The organism is Duganella sp. CF517 (assembly GCF_900110275.1).
In the GTDB taxonomy this organism is placed as follows: Bacteria; Pseudomonadota; Gammaproteobacteria; order Burkholderiales; family Burkholderiaceae_D; genus Rugamonas.
The window spans coordinates 582,172-600,858 of sequence record NZ_FODC01000003.1; the positions used below are offsets into that span (position 1 = coordinate 582,172).

General features: G+C 65.6%; 11 protein-coding genes and 1 pseudogene. 6 read left to right on the plus strand and 6 right to left on the minus strand.

From position 1 onward, the window contains the following. Nucleotides 1-7: 7 nt before the first annotated feature. A pseudogene (locus tag BMX85_RS14225) lies at nucleotides 8-520 on the minus strand (YeeE/YedE family protein); the annotation flags it as partial. A 401-nt stretch (nucleotides 521-921) separates the two neighbouring features. Between BMX85_RS14225 and BMX85_RS30985 the strand changes: the two are divergent. Beyond that, on the plus strand, nucleotides 922-1,053 hold the full coding sequence (locus BMX85_RS30985) for a DNA alkylation repair protein (RefSeq protein WP_255372386.1): 132 nt from the start codon (nucleotides 922-924) through the stop codon (nucleotides 1,051-1,053). A 10-nt stretch (nucleotides 1,054-1,063) separates the two neighbouring features. Here BMX85_RS30985 and BMX85_RS30990 read toward each other — a convergent pair whose 3' ends face one another. Further along, nucleotides 1,064-2,149, minus strand: coding sequence for a PEP-CTERM sorting domain-containing protein (locus BMX85_RS30990; RefSeq protein WP_090319041.1), 1,086 nt, complete (start codon nucleotides 2,147-2,149; stop codon nucleotides 1,064-1,066). 176 nt (nucleotides 2,150-2,325) lie between these two features. After that, nucleotides 2,326-6,393 carry a phosphoribosylformylglycinamidine synthase gene (gene purL, locus BMX85_RS14235; protein ID WP_090319044.1) on the minus strand — a complete coding sequence of 1,356 codons (4,068 nt, stop codon included), beginning with the start codon at nucleotides 6,391-6,393 and terminating at the stop codon, nucleotides 2,326-2,328. Nucleotides 6,394-6,668: 275 nt separating this feature from the next. Here purL and BMX85_RS14240 point away from each other — a divergent pair, with 275 nt between their 5' ends. After that, entirely contained in the window at nucleotides 6,669-8,309 is a 1,641-nt protein-coding gene (locus BMX85_RS14240) for a response regulator (RefSeq protein WP_090319047.1), read from the plus strand. An 18-nt stretch (nucleotides 8,310-8,327) separates the two neighbouring features. Here BMX85_RS14240 and BMX85_RS30500 read toward each other — a convergent pair whose 3' ends face one another. Beyond that, nucleotides 8,328-8,477, minus strand: a complete 150-nt coding sequence (locus BMX85_RS30500; protein ID WP_177196725.1) for a hypothetical protein — start codon at nucleotides 8,475-8,477, stop codon at nucleotides 8,328-8,330. Between the two features lie 237 nt (nucleotides 8,478-8,714). On the opposite strand from BMX85_RS30500, the gene BMX85_RS14250 reads away from it, so the two are divergent. After that, nucleotides 8,715-10,745 carry an acyltransferase family protein gene (locus tag BMX85_RS14250; protein ID WP_090319052.1) on the plus strand — a complete coding sequence of 677 codons (2,031 nt, stop codon included), beginning with the start codon at nucleotides 8,715-8,717 and terminating at the stop codon, nucleotides 10,743-10,745. 54 nt (nucleotides 10,746-10,799) lie between these two features. Here the strand turns inward: BMX85_RS14250 and BMX85_RS14255 are convergent, their stop codons facing one another. Continuing rightward, nucleotides 10,800-14,420, minus strand: a complete 3,621-nt coding sequence (locus BMX85_RS14255; protein WP_090319056.1) for a hydantoinase B/oxoprolinase family protein — start codon at nucleotides 14,418-14,420, stop codon at nucleotides 10,800-10,802. Between the two features lie 106 nt (nucleotides 14,421-14,526). On the opposite strand from BMX85_RS14255, the gene BMX85_RS14260 reads away from it, so the two are divergent. Continuing rightward, nucleotides 14,527-16,086 carry an NAD(P)H-hydrate dehydratase gene (locus BMX85_RS14260; RefSeq protein ID WP_090319058.1) on the plus strand — a complete coding sequence of 520 codons (1,560 nt, stop codon included), beginning with the start codon at nucleotides 14,527-14,529 and terminating at the stop codon, nucleotides 16,084-16,086. A gap of 120 nt (nucleotides 16,087-16,206) precedes the next feature. Here BMX85_RS14260 and BMX85_RS14265 read toward each other — a convergent pair whose 3' ends face one another. After that, on the minus strand, nucleotides 16,207-16,929 hold the full coding sequence (locus tag BMX85_RS14265; protein WP_090320065.1) for an ABC transporter ATP-binding protein: 723 nt from the start codon (nucleotides 16,927-16,929) through the stop codon (nucleotides 16,207-16,209). A gap of 31 nt (nucleotides 16,930-16,960) precedes the next feature. On the opposite strand from BMX85_RS14265, the gene BMX85_RS14270 reads away from it, so the two are divergent. Then, on the plus strand, nucleotides 16,961-17,623 hold the full coding sequence (locus BMX85_RS14270; protein WP_090319061.1) for an arylesterase: 663 nt from the start codon (nucleotides 16,961-16,963) through the stop codon (nucleotides 17,621-17,623). After that, nucleotides 17,620-18,681, plus strand: coding sequence for a tRNA 2-selenouridine(34) synthase MnmH (gene mnmH, locus BMX85_RS14275; RefSeq protein ID WP_090319064.1), 1,062 nt, complete (start codon nucleotides 17,620-17,622; stop codon nucleotides 18,679-18,681). Before BMX85_RS14270 ends, mnmH begins: the two co-directional genes overlap by 4 nt. Nucleotides 18,682-18,687: the final 6 nt, after the last annotated feature.

The window sequence follows — 18,687 nt, forward strand, 5'->3', positions numbered from 1 at the left end:
CCCTCCCCTAGTTGATTAAATGACGAAACACGTATGTGGCGGCGAATCCGGCTACCATAAAGGCTATTGTCGCCACCAGGGAGCGTGGCGATAATCTGGATAAGCCACAGACGCCGTGGCCGCTGGTGCAACCGGAACCGTAACGGGTTCCCACGCCGACTATCAGGCCGGCGGCGATCAGTACGCCGAGATTGGCGTCGATTTGAATAACGGGCAGTTCGGTGAATAGCCGGTAAAGTAACGGCGCGCCGATCAGGCCGGCAATGAATGCCAGGCGCCAGCTGATATCGGTTTTTTGAGCATGGAATAAACCGCCGAGTATGCCACTGATGCCGGCTATTTTACCGTTGAATAAAATCAGTACACTCGCTGCCGAGCCGATTAATATGCCACCGGCAAGCGATGTCCATGGGGTGAAGGATTGCCAATCGATTGACATTGTTGCTCCTTTTGATTGGACGGTAGGTTGTGTCGCGCGCGTTGTACCAGGACTATAGCATTTGCAATCGGCCGTTGTTCCTGGCCGTCAGCGGCGCTAGGCCGATTACGCGGCCGCCAATCCGCCTACGGGGCTCAGATGGCGCCACGGCCGTTGGACCTGGCTGTTTGCGCCATATTTTGGCGATTACGTGCCAGTCTTTAGCTTAATTTGATCCCTTTGCCCCTTGCCTCCCGAGGAAACGGATATTGACGCTATTGTGCTTGCCCTTGAAGGCGTCGCCGATCCGGCGCGTCGCGCGCAGATCGCCGTTTATATGCGCAATCAGGTTGATGGACCAGGCCATCGGTCATAGGAATATGTGGGTGCGGCGCGGCGCGCTATTACACCAATTGGGATGGCGGCATAAAACCGATGAGGCTTTGCACTTTTCCTATTCGCCGCAATGCGCGCATTAAAAGGAGTTCATCATTTAGAAAGCGATCGCCCGGGCGCTGAGGGACTATGCGCGCCACAATCCGCAAGCTGTGCGGATATTCACCGTAACGGAGAAAGCCAGGCTTTCCCCGCTCAATTATCGGGAGGCGAATAAAAACATCGCCTCCGATATTTAAACCACGTCGATTATTTCGCAGCCTGCTTGCGACGACGACGCGCGGCCGCACCGATGGCGGCCAATCCCAACAGCATCATGCCGTAGGTTTCAGGTTCTGGAACCGCCGCGACCGGACCGCCAAGCGGAGAGCCCGCCGGGGAACCAACGGTCAACGGCGACAGCAGCAGCGAACCGCAACCGTTGGCATTGCAACCTTGCGCCAGGATCTGGTTGTTTTCGTTGATGACGCTTGCGCTGGTGATGTTCCAACCGGAGGCCGGATCGATCAGCGAGTTCAAGTCGTACGACACGCCATCGACCAACAACAGCCCCTTGAGGAAGCTGTAATCGGTCAGATCCTGCAACCCACCGACGGCCCAACCGGCGTTGTTGATACTGTCATACCCTATGCCGCTCGGCAGGTATTCCACGACACCGTTCGAGTAGATGAAGTGTGACAGCGAGGCAACGTCGGTACCCAATAACTGATTGTGGTCGTTGGCCGCCGCGATGATGGCCGACTCGCCAAGGACGTTCGCGTAGTTGGTGAGAACGCCATTGCGGTACGTATAGGGATTCATCGCGCCGGAATCCGGCGGATTCCCAAAGCCGTACATCGTGCCGCCCTTGCTGATGCCTATCGTGCGCATGAACTGCCCACCCAGACTCACGTCCGTCATCTGACCGTTGGCGTAGAGGGACGACGTGGTGGTATAGCCGCCAAATTGCGTGGGGTGGCTAGCAATTCCGGCAACACTACCTTGGTTATCGATGCCGTAGGCCTCGAAACCGGCGATCGCCGTCAGCGAGCCCGACGAATACAGGAAGCCCCGTTCGGCATAGTCACCGAAATTACCGGAGATCTGGCCGGCGTCGTTGATGCCGTTGGCGAACGAAATTCCCGTGGTGCCGGAGATCGCCGACACGGTACCGCCATTGTAGATCGCGGCCTGCTGACTGCCGGAGGCGAACGTATACCCGGCCACCTGGCCATGGTTGTTCATATCCAGGCCGACCAGCGAGCCGAGGGAGGTCACTGAGTAATGTCCAGGAGCGGCAGCCTGGGCGGAAAACGTCAACACGCTCAAAATGGATGCGAGTATGCGCAGTTTCATCGAAATCCTCGTTTATTAAATTAGTTGGCAAATTTGCCAGCCAATACAATAACATTAATTATATTTTAATAAAATACAATTCATAGATTTTCGATAAGCTTGCCCGAAGCGTCAACGAGGCAGCGGGGATTGCTCCCGGCTGCCTCGATATCCCAGCGCGCGGTTGCGCGCCGGTTTTAGCCCACGAACTTACGGGCGTTACGGAACATGCGCATCCAAGGCGAATCCTCGCCCCACGCTGCCGGATGCCACGACTGCTGCACCGAACGGAACACGCGCTCGGCGTGCGGCATCATCACGGTGAAGCGGCCGTCGGCGGTGGTCACCGACGTCAGACCCTGCGGCGAGCCGTTCGGGTTGAACGGATAGGCCTCGGTGGCCGCGCCGCGCTGGTCGACGAAACGCATCGCCGCCACCGCCTCGGCGATGTTGCCGGTCTGCGTGAAGTCGGCGTAGCCTTCGCCGTGGGCGATGGCGATCGGCGTTTGCGTGCCGGCCATGCCGTTGAAGAAGATCGACGGCGAATCGAGCACTTCCACCATCGCGAAGCGCGCTTCGAATTTCTCCGATTTGTTGGTGGTGAACTTCGGCCACGCGTGCGCGCCGGGGATGATGGACTTCAGATTGCTCATCATCTGGCAACCGTTGCAGACGCCCAGGCCGAAGCTGTCGGTGCGCGCGAAGAAGCGGGCGAACTGCTCGGACAAGGCGGCGTTGAACAGGATGGTCTTGGCCCAGCCCTCGCCGGCGCCCAGCACGTCGCCGTACGAGAAGCCGCCGACGGCGATGATGCCCTGGAAGTCGTCCAGCTTGACCCTGCCGGCGATCAGATCGCTCATGTGCACGTCGACGGCGTTGAAGCCCGCCTGGTGCATCACGTACGCGGTCTCGATGTGCGAGTTGACGCCCTGCTCGCGCAGGATCGCCACGCGCGGACGCACGCCGGTCGCGATGAACGGCGCGGCCACGTTCTCGGCGAGGTCGAAGGTGATCTTCGGCGTCATGCCCGGTTCGGCTTCGTCCAGGATGCGGTCGTATTCGGCGTCGGCGCAGGCCGGATTGTCGCGCAGGCGGGCGATGCGCCAGCTGGTTTCGCTCCACAGGCGGTGCAGCGCGGAGCGCGGCTGGTTGTAGATGATCTTGGCGTCGCGGGTGAATTCGATCACGCCACGGTCGTTCGGCTTGCCGATGATATGGCTGCACGCACCCAGGTTGAACGAACGCAGCACGTCCATGACCAGCGACTTTTCGTCGGCGCGCACCTGGATCACGGCGCCCAGCTCCTCGGAGAACAGCGCGCGCAGGGTTTGCTCGTTGCGGCGTTCGGCGATCTGGCCGGCCCAGTTCTTGGCGTCGCCCTGGTCGGCGCCATGGCCCTGTTCCAGGGTCAGGATGTCGAGGTTGATCGACAGGCCGGCGCGGCCGGCGAAGGCCATCTCGGTCAGGGTGCCATACAGGCCGCCGTCGGAGCGGTCATGGTAGGCCAGCAGCTTGCCGTCGGCGTTCAATTGCTGGATCGCGGCGAAGAAGGCTTTCAGGTCTTCCGGACTGTCGACGTCCGGCGTCTCGTTGCCCAGCTGGCCGATGACCAGCGACAGCGCCGAGGCGCCCAGACGGTTCTTGCCGCGGCCCAGGTCGATCAGGATCATGGCGGTGTCGCCGGCGTCGGTCTTGATCTGCGGCGTCAGCGATTTGCGCACATCGTACACCGGCGCGAAGGCCGAGACGATCAGCGACACTGGCGACGTGACCGCTTTAGGTCGAGGCTCCCCGTCCCCATCGTCTTTCCACGTGGTGCGCATCGACAGCGAATCCTTGCCGACCGGGATGCTGATACCCAGCGCCGGGCACAATTCCATGCCGACCGCCTTGACGGTGTCGAACAGCGCCGCGTCCTGGCCCGGCTGGCCGCAGGCGGCCATCCAGTTGGCCGACAGTTTGATGTCGGAGATATCCTTGATCGGCGCGGCGGCGATGTTGGTGATCGATTCGGCGACGGCCATGCGGCCCGACGCGGCGGCGTTGATGACGGCCAGCGGCGTGCGCTCGCCCATCGCCATCGCCTCGCCCAGATACCCTTCGAAGCTCATCGCGGTGACGGCGCAATCGGCCACCGGCACCTGCCACGGGCCGACCATCTGGTCGCGCACCGACATGCCGCCCACGGTGCGGTCGCCGATGGTGATCAGGAACGACTTGTCGCCGACGGTCGGCAGCAGCAGCACGCGCTTGGCCGCTTCTTCCAGTTCGATGCCGGTCAGGTCGATGGCCGGGAAATCGTTTCGCACGTGGTGCGCGTCGCGCTGCATCTTCGGCGGTTTGCCCAGCAGGACATCCATCGGCATGTCGACCGGCTCGTTGCCCAGCTCCGGATCGATCAGCTTCAGCTGGCGTTCCTCGGTGGCGGTGCCGACGACGGCGAACAGGCAGCGCTCGCGCTCGCACAGCGCCTTGAACAGCGGCAGGCTCTCCGGCGCGATGGCCAGCACATAGCGTTCCTGCGATTCGTTGGACCAGATTTCCTTCGGCGCCATGCCGCTTTCTTCCAGCGGGATCTTGCGCAGGTCGAAGATCGCGCCGCGCTTGGCGTCGTTGGTGATCTCCGGGAAGGCGTTCGACAAACCGCCGGCGCCGACGTCGTGGATCGAAATGATCGGATTGTTCGCGCCGAGCTGCCAGCAGCCGTTGATCACTTCCTGGGCGCGGCGTTCCATTTCCGGGTTGCCGCGCTGGACCGAGTCGAAGTCCAGGTCGGCCGTGTTGGTGCCGGTCGCCATCGACGACGCGGCCGAGCCGCCCATGCCGATGCGCATGCCGGGGCCGCCCAGCTGCACCAGCAGGCTGCCGACCGGGATGTCGTTCTTGTGCGTGTGCTGGCCGGAGATGTTGCCGATGCCGCCGGCGATCATGATCGGCTTGTGGTAGCCGAACACGGTGTCCTGGGCGCCGGCGAACTGCTTGCCGATGTTCTGTTCGTAGGTGCGGAAGTAACCGCCGAGCACCGGACGGCCGAATTCATTGCTGAACGCGGCGCCGCCGAGCGGGCCTTCGATCATGATCTGCAGCGCCGAGGCGATGCGGTCCGGCTTGCCGTAAGCCTTGGCGGACGCGCTGTCGCGGTAGCCAGCCACCGGCGCGGTGACGTCGATGTCGTTTTCCCAGGCCTGCACGGCGCCCGGCAGCAGCAGGTTCGAGACCGTGAAGCCGGTCAGGCCGGCCTTCGGCTTGGCGCCGCGGCCGGTCGCGCCCTCGTCGCGGATCTCGCCGCCGGCGCCGGTGGAGGCGCCCGGGAACGGCGAAATCGCGGTCGGGTGGTTGTGGGTTTCCACCTTCATCAGGGTGTGCGTCAATTCGGTCATCGGCGCGTACTGCTGCGCCTCGCCCTGCGGGAAGAAGCGCATCACTTCGGCGCCTTCCATGATCGACGAGTTGTCGCTGTAGGCGACGATGGTGCCCTTCGGCTGCAACTGGTGGGTGTTCTTGATCATGCCGAACAACGACTTCGGCTGCGCCACGCCGTCAATGGTCCAGTCGGCGTTGAAGATCTTGTGGCGGCAATGCTCGCTGTTGGCCTGCGCGAACATCATCAGTTCGACGTCGGTCGGATTGCGGCCGGCCTTGGTGAAGGCGGCGTCCAGGTACTCGATCTCGTCGTCCGACATCGCCAGGCCCAGGTCCGTGTTGGCCTTGTCCAGCGCATTCTTGCCCATGCCGATCACGTCGACCGACTCCAGCGGCTTGGCGTCCAGGGTGCGGAACAGGCCGGCGGCCTCCTCCGACGAGCGCAGCACCGATTCGGTCATGCGGTCGTGCAGCAAGGCGGCGACGGTCTGCACTTCGTCGTCCGACAGTTTCTTCGGCGCGCCGATGCTGCTGCCCAAAATGCCCGTCTTCAGGTTGATGCGGAAGGCGATGCCGCGCTCGACGCGCTTGACGTGTGCCATGCCGCAGTTGTGGACGATGTCGGTGGCCTTGGAAGCCCACGGCGAGATCGTGCCGAAACGCGGGATGACGAAGAATTCTTCGACCGCGCCGTCGGTGTTGTCGGCGTGGGCCGGCTCGCCGTAGGTCAGCAACGCGCCAAGGCGGCCGGTGTCGTCGGCCGACAGCGGCTGGGCGGCGTCGATGAAGTGGACATAGCGCGCCTGGACGGCGGCGACGGACGGCAGCGCGGCTTGCAGTTGGGTCAACAGGCGTTGGCTACGGAATGCGGACAGGGCGTTGGAGCCCGGCAGAATCAACATATTTGGAGGATGGTTGATGCAGCAAGGCTGCGGATTAAAGGGCGATGGGGCATGAGGCTAATTCTTGCAGTGTTCCTTTGCGCGCATTATACCCGTTAGCAGCTTCCCCATACAGCGCCATTTCCACTCAAAAACTGCCGTCGAAGCAACATTAATCGCCCATTTCGGCCTGAAAAGCCCCTGTTTCGGCGCTAAACAGTTGGTTTCTGTAACATTTTTACTTGCCTTGGAGTATGCTAAGCCGAATAAGCGGGAACACAAGCAGAGGTTTCATCATGCCGGAATATAGCGACTTGTCGGTGCTCATCGTCGACCCGAACCCGGGGATGCGCGGCAGCCTGCACAATATGCTGAACCAATCGTCCATCACCAAGATCGAATACGCGGTCAGCTCCGGTACCGCCATCCGGCAGTTGTCCAAGAAGCCCTACGACATCGTGCTGTGCGAATACGACCTGGGCAACGGCAGCGGCGAAGCCAACGGCCAGGACGGACAACAGCTTCTGGAAGACCTGCGCCACCACAAGCTGATCGCCCAATGGACCATCTTCATCATGCTCACCTCCGAGGGCGTGTATAGCAAGGTCATCGGCGCGGTCGAGCTGGCGCCGACCGATTACATCCTCAAACCGTTCACCGTCGATTCGCTGCTGCAGCGCATCGGCCGCGCCGTCGACCGGCGCGAGGTGTTCTGGCCGGTGTACCAGCAGCTCGCCGCCGGCAGCATCCGCAAGGCCATCGGCAGCTGCAAGGAGGGCGAGGATAAGCATCCGCGCTACGCCAACGACTACGCCCGCCTGCGCGCCGAGCTGCTGGTGTCGATCGACGACCTGGTCGAGGCCGAATTCGTCTACCAGACCATCCTGATGACCCGCCCCACCGCCTGGGCCCACCTGGGCATGGCGCGCTGCCAGTTCGGGCTGCAAAAATTCGTCGAGGCGCAGCAAACGCTGGTCGCCCTGCTCGACGAGCATCCGAAATTCATGGCCGCCTACGACCTGCTGGCGCGCACCCACGAGGCGCTGGGCCAGCAGGAGTCGGCCAAGAAGGTGCTGGAGGACGCGGTCGGCATCTCCCCCAACATGGTGCGCCGGCTGCGCCACCTGGGCGAGGTGGCGCTGGAGACCGGCGATGTCGGCGTGGCCGAGAAGGCCTTCAAGCAGGTCGTCGCCAAGGCCAAGTATTCCGAGTTCCGCGACCCCGAGGACCACGTCAAGCTGGTCAAAACGTTGGTCAAGAAAGGTGACGCCAACCAGGCCAGCGGCGTGATCCGCGACATGGAGCGCTCGCTGCGCGGCAACGCCAACACCGAGGCGTGCCGCGCCATCGCCGCCGGCCTGGTGCAGGAAATGACGGGCAACCTGGCCGGCGCCGCCACCGAACTGACGACGGCCGTCAACGCCATCGAGAACGCGCGCGGCCTGTCGACCGGCCTGAAGATCGGCCTGGTGCACAGCTGCCTGAGCGTCAAGCTCGACCAGCAGGCGTCGAACGTCATGCTCAACCTGATGAACGACACCGACAGCGGCGTGACGATGGACGACGCAGTGCAGGTGTTCGAACGGGCCGGCCGCCACGACCTGGCCGAGGGCATGGGCGAACAGATCAAGATGCAGGTGGGCGAGCTGCTGTCCGACGCGGCCGCGATGCGCGGCCACGGCGACCTGCGCGGCGCGCTCGACACGCTCAACGCCGGTTTGCGCAAGGCGCCGGCCAACATGTCGCTGCTGCCGGCGGCGGCCTCGGCGATGTTGAAGCAGTTGGACGATCTGGGCTGGGAAGTGCCGCTGGCCGAGCAATGCGCCTATCTGCTCGAGCGCATGCGCAAGATCGACCCGGCCCATCCGTCGCTGGAGGCGCTGCAGGCGCAGTATTATCACACCCAGCGCAAGTACGGTATCGCCACCACGGCCTAGGGCCGGCGCGGCGCCGCGTCAGCGGTAGAAGATCGGCGAGGCCGGGAAGTCCGACCAATGGGTGATCAGATACCACGACACGAAGTACAGCGCGCATAACACGAAGGCGGAAACGACCGCCGAGTTGGGCGTTCCGTGTCCGCGCAGGAGCCTGAATAAGGTACGCATGATTGTCTCGTCTTTGGACAAAAGCGAACTGTACTGAACACCCCTCTTTTCAACAAGCGCCAACTCCACGGTATCGCCTGACGCTACCCATGGTAGCGCCATCCACCTGCTGGCCGCGCCGCCGCGCTGCCACGCCCTGGCGCATCCGCCATTTTAATAGCATTTTTATATTTTTATGGTAAAATTACTAACTATTGCGGTAATAGTTAAGCAACGGTAATTTTGACAGGGACGAGTATGGATAAGGCGGGCCACCGGGGTTTTCGCGCGGATATTAATGGACTGCGGGCATGGGCGGTACTCGCTGTGATCTTGTTTCACTTTAAAGTAGCCGGCTTCGACGGCGGTTACGTTGGGGTCGACATCTTCTTCGTGATCTCCGGCTTTCTGATGACGGGCATCATCGCGCGCGCGCTGCAAGGCGGCGCGGCGGCCGCGCCGTCCGCTTTTCTGTGGAACTTCTTTCTGGCCCGTGGCAAAAGGATCTGGCCGGCGCTGATCGTCATGTGCGCGACGATGTTCGTCATCGGCTGGTTCGTCATGTCGCCGGAGGAATTCGGCGCCTACGGTGAGCAGGCCCGCGGCGCCGTGCTGTTTTTCTCGAATATAAAATTCTGGCGCGAGGCCGGCTACTTCACGGCCCACGCCCACGGCATCTGGCTGATGCACACCTGGTCGCTGTCGGTCGAATGGCAGTTCTACATGCTGCTGCCGGTGGCGATGCTGCTGGCCTGGAAAATCCGGCCGTCGCCGCGCGCCCTGCTACTGCTGCTAGTCGGCGGCGGCCTGCTGTCGCTCGGCCTGTGCCTGCACACGGGCGCCAGCAAACCGGCCACCGCCTTCTTCCTGCTGCCGTTCCGCGCGTGGGAAATGATCGCCGGCGGCCTGGTGGCGCTGACGGCGTCAGCGCCGCCACGCTCGGCGGCGCTGCGCGACGGCCTCGAGATCGGCGGCCTGGCCCTGATCTCCTGCGCCATCCTGACCTTCGGGCATCTGGTCTGGCCGCAATGGCGCGCGCTGGTGCCGGTGCTCGGCACGGTGATGGTGCTGATCGCCGCCAAGCAGGACTCCATCCTCACCAATTGGGCGCCGCTGCGCTGGATCGGCGAACGCTCGTATTCGATGTACCTGTGGCACTGGCCGCTGGTGGTGGGCATCTACTATTTCGGCGACAAGAACAACCTGGTCCTGACCGCCTGCTGCGTGGCGCTGACCTTCGTGCTCGGCCACCTGTCGTATGCGCTGGTCGAAACGCGCATGCGCCGGCCGCTGGAGACCATGGCGCGCGGCGCCGGCTCCGCCGTGCTGGCCGGCGCCTGCGCGGCCATCGTGCTGCCCGGATCGATGATCGCCTACCTGGGCGGGATTCCATCGCGCCTGCCGGACGACGTCCAACAGATGTTCGCCGTCGCCAAAGAGAAGGAGGATGCGTTTCCGGATTGCCGCATCCTCGAGCACGGCAATGACGACGGCTGCGTGGCGGGCGGCGCCAACCCGGGAGTGATCGTGCTCGGCGACAGCCACGCCGGGGCGCTGTTCGGGGCCGTCAAAAGCGCACTCCCCCGGGCCGACATGGGCGCCGTGCGCTGGGCCATGTCCGGCTGCCCGTCCATGCTCAACATCCACAGCAGCAACGATCCGTCCTTCCATTGCGACCGCTTCATGGCGTGGGTCATGCGCCGGATGGAAACGGTGCCGGCCGCGGTGCCGGTGCTCATCATCAACCGCAGCTCGCTCTACATGCGGGGACCGAACGAGGATGAGGTGGACGAGGACGTCAACGTTCCGGATATCCATTTTGGCAAGCCCTACGCCGCGCGCAGTCCGGCGTTTTACCGTGAAGTACGGCAGAACATGATCGACACCGCCTGCGCCATCGCCAGGCACCACAAGGTCTACATGATGCGGCCGGTCCCGGAGATGCGGATCGACGTGCCCAGTACGCTGGGCCATGCGATGGTGCTGGGGGAGCGCCGGAAGATCTCCATGCCGCTTGGCGAGTATCGGACGCGGCACGCGCCGGTGTGGGAGGCGCAGGACGCGGCGGCCGCCCGGTGCGGCGTGACCATCCTCGATCCGCTGCCGTACCTGTGCGGCAAGGACCGTTGCGACGCGCTGGTGAACAACCGCTCGATGTACTTCGACGACGACCATCTGAGCCGCTACGGCGCCAGCTTCCTGAAGCCGATGTTCTCGACCATGTTTACACAGCGGCCCCGCGCCGCGCCCGGGCAGGCGGGTATCCCATCGACGCGTGACGCCATCTGAAACGCGTGGACGTGCCAGGGGCATAGCGAGCAAATCCGCGCTGCGCGGCCCGGATCAACGCCCGGTTGCGCGCTCCGCTTCGCCGTAGCCGCCGCCGCCGGGCGTTTCGATGACGAACACGTCGCCCGGCAGCATGTCGACCTTGCCGATGTGGCCCAGCTGCTCGACGCCGCCGTCGCTACGTAGCACGGTGTTGCGTCCGAGCGCGCCCGGTTCGCCGCCGGCCATGCCGAACGGCGCGTGGATGCGGTTGTTCGACAGGATGGCCGCCGTCATCGGCTCCAGGAAGCGCACCTTGCGCACGCCGCCGTCACCACCGCGCCAGCGGCCGGCGCCGCCGCTGCCCCGGCGGATCGCGTAGCTCTCCAGCCGCACCGGAAAGCGGAACTCCAGGATTTCGGGATCGGTCAGGCGCGAGTTGGTCATATTGGTCTGCACCACGCTGGTGCCGTCGAAGCCCGGGCCGGCGCCGGAACCGCCGCTGATGGTTTCGTAGTACTGGTACTTGGCGTTGCCGAACGTGAAATTGTTCATCGTGCCCTGCGCGGCCGCCATCACCCCCAGCGCGCCGTACAGCGCGTTGGTGATGCAGGTCGACGTCTCGACGTTGCCCGACACGACCGACGCCGGATAGTGCGGATTGAGCATGGAACCCGGCGGGATGATCACCTTCAGCGGCTTGAGGCAGCCGGCGTTGAGCGGAATCTCGTCGTCGACCAGGGTGCGGAACACGTACAGCACGGCGGCCATGCACACCGCCGACGGCGCGTTGAAGTTGTTGTCCAGCTGGGCCGAGGTGCCGGTGAAATCGATCACGGCGCCGCGATTGGCCCGGTCAACCCGCACCGCCACCTGGATTTGCGCGCCGTTGTCGAGCGGCAGCGTGTAGGCGCCGTCCTTGAGCGAGCCGATCACGCGCCGCACCGCTTCCTCGGCGTTGTCCTGCACGTGGCCCATGTAGGCCCGCACCACGTCCAGGCCGAAGTGCGCGACCATTTTGCGCAATTCGTCGACGCCTTTCTGGTTGGCGGCCACCTGCGCGCGCAGGTCGGCCATGTTCTGGTCCGGATTGCGCGCCGGATAGCGCGCGCCGGCCAGCAGGGCCCGCGTTTCGGCGTCGCGCAGGCGGCCGCCGTCGGCGCCGTCGACCAGCTTGAAATTATCGATCAACACGCCCTCTTCCTCGATGATGCGCGAGTCCGGCGGCATCGAGCCGGGCGTGGTGCCGCCGATGTCGGCGTGGTGGCCGCGCGAGCCGACATAGAACAGGATCTGTTCGGCCGCCTCGTCGAACACCGGTGAAATGACGGTCACGTCGGGCAAATGGGTGCCGCCGTTGTACGGGTCGTTGAGCATGAAGACGTCGCCGGCGCGCATCTTGCCGGCGTTCTCGCGCATCACGGTTTTGATGCTCTCGCCCATCGAGCCCAGGTGCACAGGCATGTGCGGCGCGTTGGCGATCAGGTTGCCTTCGGCGTCGAAGATGGCGCAGCTGAAGTCGAGCCGCTCCTTGATGTTGACCGAGTACGCGGTGTTCTGCAGGCGCAGCCCCATCTGCTCGGCGATCGACATGAACAGGTTGTTGAAGATCTCCAGCATCACCGGATCGGCGCTGGTGCCGATGGCGCGCCGCGCCGGCAGCGCCGCCACCCTGCGCAGCACCAGATGGTCGTGCGGCGAGACCTCGGCCTGCCAGCCCGGCTCGACGATCGTGGTGGCGTTGGCCTCGGCGATGATGGCCGGGCCGTCGAGGATGTCGCCGATGCGCGTGGACGCGCGCTGGTACAGATTGGTCTGGCGCCAGCGCCCGCCCGAGTACATCGGCACGATGGCGTCCGGCGCCAGGCCGCCGGCGCGCGGCGGCGGCGGCGCGACGTTCTCGGCCGGCGCGTCGGACTTGCCGACCGCCTCCACCGACACCGCCTCGACGATCAGCGCCTTGGCCTGCATCAGGAACGAGTAGCGCTTGCGGTACGCCGCCTCGAACTGGGCCTGCATGCTGTCGTTGGTATCGAACAGCACGATCAGCGCCGAATCGGTGCCCTCGTAGCGCAGATGCACGCGCCGTATCAGCGCGATGCGCGCGTCGGCCACGCCCTGGCGGTGCAGCTCGGCGCGGACCTGTTCGCCCAACGCTTCGAGGCGCGCGCCCAGGTCCGGCCGCAGCTGTTCGGTCAGGCGCGCCTCGACGGCCGCCTCGCGCATCACGCTCTGGTCGGCCAGGCCCATGCCGTAGGCCGACATGACGCCGGCCAGCGAGTGGACGAACACCGTTTTCATGCCCAGCGCGTCGGCCACCAGGCAGGCGTGCTGACCGCCGGCGCCGCCGAAGCTGGTAAGCGTGTACTCGGTCACGTCGTGGCCGCGCTGCACCGAGATCTGCTTGATCGCGTTGGCCATGTTGCCGACGGCGATCTCGATGAAGCCCTCGGCCACCTGCTCGGCGGTCGTCTCCAGGCCGGTGGCGGCGGAGATGCGCGCGGCCAGCTCGCCGAAGCCGGCGCGCACGGTCGCGGCGTCGAGCGCCTGGCCGCCGTCGCCGCCGAACAGCCGCGGGAAATGCTGCGGCTGGATTTTGCCGAGCATGACGTTGCAATCGGTGACCGCCAGCGGCCCGCCGCGCCGGTAGCTGGCCGGGCCGGGATTGGCGCCGGCGCTGTCGGGGCCGACGCGATAGCGGCTGCCGTCGAAGTGCAGGATCGAGCCGCCGCCGGCGGCCACCGTGTGGATGCTCATCATCGGCGCGCGCATGCGCACGCCGGCCACCTGGGTGTCGAACACGCGCTCGAACTCGCCGGCGTAATGCGACACGTCGGTCGAGGTGCCGCCCATGTCGAAGCCGATCACCTTGTCGAAACCGGCCAGTTCGCTGGCGCGCACCATGCCGACGATGCCGCCGGCCGGGCCGCTCAGGATGCTGTCCTTGCCCTGGAAGGCGCGGGCGTCGGTCAGGCCGCCGCTCGACTGCATGAACTGCAGGTTCACCCCCGGCATCTCGCCGGCCACCTGGTCGACGTAGCGGCGCAGGATCGGCGACAGGTAGGCGTCGACGACGGTGGTGTCGCCGCGCGCGACCAGCTTCATCATCGGGCTGGCCTGGTGCGACACCGACACCTGAGTAAAGCCGATCGCCCGCGCCGCCTCGGCCACCCGGTCCTCGTGCTCGTGGTAGCGGTAGCCGTGCATGAAGACGATCGCCAGCGAGCGCAGGCCCTGGTCGTAGGCCGCCTGCAAGCCGGCGCGGGCGGCGTCGAGATCGAGCGCGGCGACGATGTCGCCGTGGGCGCCGACGCGCTCGTCGATCTCGATCACCTGCCGATACAGCAGCTCGGGCAGCACGATGTGGCGGTCGAACAGGCGCGGACGGTTCTGGTAGGCGATGCGCAGCGCGTCGCCGAAGCCGCGCGTGATGGCCAGCGCGGTCGGCTCGCCCTTGCGTTCGAGCAGCGCGTTGGTGGCCACCGTGGTGCCCATCTTGACGGCGCCGATCCGCGCCACCGGCATCGGCGCGCCCTTTGCGACGCCCATCAACTGGCGGATGCCGGCGATGGCGGCGTCGGCATAGTGTTCCGGATTTTCGGACAACAGCTTCAACGTACGCAGGCGGCCATCGGGCGGACGCGCCACGATATCGGTGAACGTGCCGCCGCGGTCGATCCAGAATTGCCAATCCATGCATGCCCCAAAACACCTAGTGAAGCGTCTATTGTAGTGTGTGGGCGGCACGCTTGGAAGCGCCGTTCCTGCGGTGCCCCACAAATTTTGATGCTAAGATGGCACGATGAATAGACTCTACTCCGTCGCCGAGATCCGCGCCATCGAACACGCCGCCGCGGCGGTACTGCCGGACGGCGCGCTGATGCAGCGCGCCGGCCAGTCCGGCGCCAACGCGGCGCTCGACATGCTGCCGTTCTCCACCAACCGCGCCCGGGTGCTTGTGCTTGCCGGTCCCGGCAACAACGGCGGCGACGCGCTCGAGGCGGCCGCCCACCTTGCCTACGCCGGCGCCAGCGTCACGGTGCTGCACTACCCGCCCACCGGCGAGTCCTCGGCCGAACGCCAGGCCGCGCTGCAGCGGGCGCGCGTCAGCGACGCGCAGTTCGCCGAGGCCGCCGATACCGATGGTGCCACCGATACCGACGCGGCCACCGGGACGGCCGGCGCCGCCGAGGCGCTGGTGGCCGGCGCCGACTGGAACCTGGTGGTCGACGGCCTGTTCGGCATCGGCCTGAAGCGGCCGCTGACCGGCGCCATGCGCTCGCTGGTGGAGGCGGTCAACCTGCTCAAGTGCCAGGTGCTGGCGCTCGACGTGCCCAGCGGCCTCAATGCCGACACCGGCGCCGTCGTCGGAGCGGAAGGCGTGGCCGTGCGCGCCACGCACACGATCACCTTCATCGCCGACAAGCCGGGCCTGCACACCTGGGAGGGCCGCGACCACGCCGGCCTGGTGGACGTCTCGCGGCTCGACATCGACGCTGCCCTGTTCCCGCCGGCCAGCATGCACGTGAACGACGTCAAGTTGTTCGCGCGCCATCTGCGGCCGCGCCTGCACAGCTCGCACAAAGGCAGCTACGGCAACGTGGCGGTGATTGGCGGCGCACGCGGCATGGCCGGCGCGCCGTTGCTGGCCGCGCGCGCCGCGCTGCACACGGGCGCCGGCCGGGTCTACGCCTTGTTCGTCGACGAGCCGCTGCCGTGCGACGCCGGCCAGCCGGAACTGATGTGCCGTGGCGCCGGCGATTTCGATCTGGAGACGGCGGCCCTGGTGATAGGCCCGGGCCTCGGGGCCTCGTCGGCGGCAGCCGGTTTGCTGGCGCGCGCCATCGCCGGCGACGGCGCGCTGCTGGCCGATGCCGACGCGCTCAATCTGATCGCGGCCACGCCGCCGCTGCGCGAGGCGCTCGCGGGGCGCAAGCACCCGGCGGTGCTGACGCCGCATCCGCTGGAAGCGGCGCGCTTGCTGGAGTGTCCGGTGGCCGAGGTGCAGGCGGACCGGGTGCTGGCGGCGCGCAAGCTGGCGGCGTCGTTGAACGCGGTGGTGGTGCTGAAAGGCTCCGGCACGGTGATCGCCGCGCCCACCGGCGCGGTGGTCATCAACACCACCGGCAATCCGGCGCTGGCGACGGCGGGAACCGGCGACGTGCTGGCGGGGCTGTGCGGCGGCTTGATGGCGCAGGGTTGGCCGCAGTGGGAGGCGGCGCTGGGGGCCGTGTGGCTGCACGGCATGGCCGCCGATGTGCTGGTGGCCGACGGCGCCGGGCCGATCGGCTTGACGGCCGGCGAGTTGATACCGGCGATCCGGGTGGCGCTGAACCGGATGGTGCAGCATCACGGCAGATAGGCCCGTTGGCAAGAAGACACGTATGACACGTGGGCGGATTGGCGGAACCTCGTCATCGGCCTTGCGGCTGCCATCGGAGGCGCATGCATGGCCGGTTACGCTACGCTAATCCGCCCTACGTCAGACCAATCTTCCGGCGGCGATGGTGATGGTTCGCCCGCAACGCGCCGCCATCGACTGGTCGTGCGTGACCAACACCAACGTCGAACCGTGCTGGCGGTTCAATTCGAACATCAATTTGATGACCGATTCGCCGGTCGCCGCGTCCAGGCTGCCGGTTGGCTCGTCGGCGAACAGCAGCGGCGGCTCGGTGACGAAGGCGCGCGCCAGCGCCACGCGCTGCTGCTCGCCGCCGGACAGGTATTTGGGATAATGCTTCAAGCGGCTGCCAAGGCCGACGCGGTCCAGCATCGCTTCCGCCTTCTCGCGCGCGTGCGTGGCGCCGCTCAATTCCAGGGGCAACATGACATTTTCGACCGCCGTCAAATGCGCCAGCAGCTGGAACGACTGGAACACGAAGCCCAGTTTTTCCTTGCGCAGCGCGGCGCGGCCGTCCTCGTCGAGCGCGTAGATGTCGACGCCGTCGAGCACCACCTTGCCGGCGCTCGGCGTGTCCAGGCCGGCGAGCAAACCGAGCAAAGTGGACTTGCCCGATCCGGATGCGCCTACAATGGCGAGCGTCTCGGCTTTTTGCACGGTAAAATCCACCTCGTGCAAGATCGTCAGTTCGCCGCTGGCATCGGCGACACGCTTGGCCAGGCCGACGACGGCGATGGCCGCGCCGTCGGCCACGGCGGCCGCCGTACTTGCCGTGCTATAACCGCCGCCGGGACCATCCGGCACGAAATTGGAAGACGCTTTAGGGAAATCGGGCATGCGAAATGTATTGAGTAAGTTGGTAACAGATTTATCGAAGAAACTAAGTGTACACGCACTGGCCGCCCTGCTCATGTTGTCGGCAGCGGCGAGCGCCTATTCTGCACCAAAAACCGTGCTTGTGCTCGGGGACAGCCTGTCGGCCGAATACGGCCTGGCGCGCGGCGCCGGCTGGGTGGCGCTGGCCGAGAAGAAGCTCAAGGACGAGAAGATCGACGCCGTGCTGGTCAACGCCAGCGTCAGCGGCGAGACCACCAGCGGCGGCCGCACCCGGCTGCCGGCGCTGCTGGCCAAGTATCAACCGGCGCTAGTGGTCATCGAACTGGGCGCCAACGACGGCCTGCGCGGACTGCCGGTCAAGGCCGCCGAGGCCAACCTGCGCGCGATGAACGAGGCCGCCACCAGGGCCGGCGCCAAGGTCGTGCTGGTCGGCATGCGCATACCGCCCAACTACGGGCGCGACTACTCGGAGCAATTTTTCGCCATGTACGGCGCGCTGAGCAAGGAATTCAAGGCGCCGCTGGTGCCGTTCATGCTCGACGGCGTCGCCGACAAGACCGCGCTGTTCCAGCCCGACCGCCTGCATCCGCTGGCGCAAGCCCACCCGACCATCCTGGCCAATATCTGGCCCGTGCTGCAAAAAACCATCAAGGCAAAATGAAGTATCCGGAAATTCTCGGCATCGACGACGTGCTGCGGCAGTTGGACAGTTTCGACGCCATCATCGACGCGCGCAGCCCGTCCGAATTCGCGCTCGACCACTTGCCCGGCGCCATCAACGCGCCGGTGCTCGACGACGAGCAGCGCATCCGCGTCGGCACCATGTACAAGCAGATCAACTCGTTCGAGGCCAAGAAAGTCGGCGCCGCGCTAGTGGCGGCCAACATCGCCAACCACCTGGAGCGGCTGTGGCTGGACAAGCCGCGCGAATGGCGCCCGCTGATTTATTGCTGGCGCGGCGGCAACCGCAGCGGCTCGATGGCGCACATCCTGGCCAAGGTCGGCTGGCCCGTGGTGCAGCTCGACGGCGGCTACAAGGCCTTCCGCGCGCACGTCAACGCCGCGCTGGAGGTGGCGCCGCCGCTGCGCTTCAAGGTCGTGTGCGGCACGACGGGCAGCGGCAAGAGCCGTTTGCTGGAGGTGTTGCACGCGCACGGCGCGCAAGTGCTGGATCTGGAACAGCTGGCCGCGCACCGGGGCTCGGTGCTGGGCAACCTGCCCAGCCAGCCGCAGCCGAGCCAGAAGGCGTTCGAAACGAGCATCTGGGAAACCCTACGCCGCTTCGACCCGGCGCTGCCGGTGTTTGTCGAGTCCGAGAGCAAGAAGGTCGGCAACCTGCGCGTGCCCACGGCGCTGATGGAGTCGATGCGGGCGTCGGACTGCATTTCGCTGACCCTGTCGCGCGCCAACCGCGTGCGCTTGCTGATGGAGGATTATCAGCATTTCCTGGTCAGCCCGGCGTCGCTGAACGAGCAGCTGGAGCATTTGACGGCGCTGCACGGACGCGAGACGATCAACCGCTGGCAAGCGCTGTCAGACGGCGGGCAGATGGCGCCGCTGGTCGAGGAATTGCTGGAGCGGCATTACGATCCGGCTTATCTGAGGTCGATCGACCGCAACTTCGTCAAATTCGGCGCGGCGACGCTGCTCGAACTTGACGATATCGACACAACCGCCTTCGACAAGGCGGCGCAATATTTGATCGCCACCGCGCGGTAACAGCAA

What these genes read in the sequence shown, in the direction of transcription:
- BMX85_RS30990 (WP_090319041.1), bottom strand. Translation starts at nt 2,149, where the DNA reads ATGAAACTGCGCATACTCGCATCCATTTTGAGCGTGTTGACGTTTTCC.
- purL (WP_090319044.1), bottom strand. Translation starts at nt 6,393, where the DNA reads ATGTTGATTCTGCCGGGCTCCAACGCCCTGTCCGCATTCCGTAGCCAA.
- BMX85_RS14240 (WP_090319047.1), top strand. Translation starts at nt 6,669, where the DNA reads ATGCCGGAATATAGCGACTTGTCGGTGCTCATCGTCGACCCGAACCCG.
- BMX85_RS30500 (WP_177196725.1), bottom strand. Translation starts at nt 8,477, where the DNA reads ATGCGTACCTTATTCAGGCTCCTGCGCGGACACGGAACGCCCAACTCG.
- BMX85_RS14250 (WP_090319052.1), top strand. Translation starts at nt 8,715, where the DNA reads ATGGATAAGGCGGGCCACCGGGGTTTTCGCGCGGATATTAATGGACTG.
- BMX85_RS14255 (WP_090319056.1), bottom strand. Translation starts at nt 14,420, where the DNA reads ATGGATTGGCAATTCTGGATCGACCGCGGCGGCACGTTCACCGATATC.
- BMX85_RS14260 (WP_090319058.1), top strand. Translation starts at nt 14,527, where the DNA reads ATGAATAGACTCTACTCCGTCGCCGAGATCCGCGCCATCGAACACGCC.
- BMX85_RS14270 (WP_090319061.1), top strand. Translation starts at nt 16,961, where the DNA reads ATGCGAAATGTATTGAGTAAGTTGGTAACAGATTTATCGAAGAAACTA.
- mnmH (WP_090319064.1), top strand. Translation starts at nt 17,620, where the DNA reads ATGAAGTATCCGGAAATTCTCGGCATCGACGACGTGCTGCGGCAGTTG.